This is a genomic window from Pengzhenrongella frigida (assembly GCF_004168625.1).
Taxonomy (GTDB): domain Bacteria; phylum Actinomycetota; class Actinomycetes; order Actinomycetales; family Cellulomonadaceae; genus Pengzhenrongella; species Pengzhenrongella frigida.
In genome coordinates, this window is sequence record NZ_SDWW01000118.1 from 1 (window position 1) to 1,254 (window position 1,254).

Sequence of the window (1,254 nt, forward strand, 5' to 3'; positions counted from 1 at the left end):
GGGACTGCCCCCGGTTTCGTTGACTCCTGACCTGTGAGGACCTGGTCCTCGCTGGAAGGATGTTCGCCATGCCGAAGGCTTTCCCGCCCGAGTTCCGCCGTGATGTGGTGGCTGTGGCCCGCAAGGGGCAGGCACCCGTGTCGCAGATCGCTCGAGACTTTGGGGTCTCGGAGTCGTGTCTGCATCGCTGGTTGAAGGTCGCCGACGTCCAGGACGGGGTCCGTGCGGGCACTACCGCGGACCAGTCCGTCGAGCTGCGCGAAGCCAAGAAACGCGTGCGGCTGCTGGAGCAGGAGAACGAGATCCTGCGCCGCGCGGCGGCGTACTTCGCCCGGGATATCAACCCAAAATGATGTACCCGCTGGTCCTTGACCTCGCCGCCGACGCGATCCCCGTCGCGGTGACCTGCCGGGTGCTCGGGTTCTCCAAGCAGGGGTTCTACGCCTGGCGGCGGGAACCGGTGACCCAACGAGACTGGGACGACGCGCACCTGGTCAACGCCGCCCGGGCCATCCACGACGACGACCCGACGTTCGGGTACCGGTTCATCGCCGACGAGCTGGGCGAGTGGGGCATCCGCGCCGGGGAGAACCGGGTCGCCCGGCTGTGCTCGAGCCACCGCATCATGTCGGTCACCCACCGGCGCCGCGGGTCGGGCAAGACCCCCGGCCCGGCCGTCCACGACGACCTCGTGCACCGCAACTTCACCGCCGCCGGCCCGAACCAGCTGTGGCTGACGGACATCACCGAACACCCCACCGGTGAGGGCAAGCTCTACCTGTGCGCGATCAAGGACGTGTACTCCGGGCGGATCGTGGGCTACTCGATCGACTCCAGGATGAAAGCCCGCCTGGCCGTGTCCGCCCTGCGCAACGCCGTCGCGCTGCGCAACCCGCACGCCACGATCGTGCACTCCGACCGGGGCAGCCAGTTCCGCTCGGCCGCCTTCGTGCGCACGATCAAGCACGCCGGCCTGGCCGGGTCGATGGGCCGCGTCGGGTCCGCCGGCGACAACGCGGCCATGGAGTCGTTCTTCGCCCTGGTGCAAAAGAACGTCCTGAACCGCCGGCGCTGGGAAACCCGTGAAGAGCTCCGCCTGGCGATCGTGACCTGGATCGAGAAGACCTACCACCGCCGACGCCGCCAACGCCGACTCGGCAGGCTCACCCCGATCGAATACGAGACACTCCATCAAGTCGCTCTCGCGGCCTGAACCACTCAACCCCGCGAGTCAACCAAACCCGGGGCAGTCCC

Annotated in this window: 1 protein-coding gene; it reads left to right on the forward strand. The window is 68.3% G+C overall.

Features of this window, described 5'->3' with window-relative positions; translation table 11 throughout:
• Positions 1-68 precede the first annotated feature (68 nt).
• A protein-coding gene (locus EUA98_RS19580) for an IS3 family transposase (protein ID WP_130104351.1) occupies positions 69-1,213 on the forward strand; the annotation gives its coding sequence in 2 pieces (ribosomal slippage) (positions 69-339 and positions 339-1,213; 1,146 coding nt in all).
• The last annotated feature ends 41 nt before the right edge of the window (positions 1,214-1,254 follow it).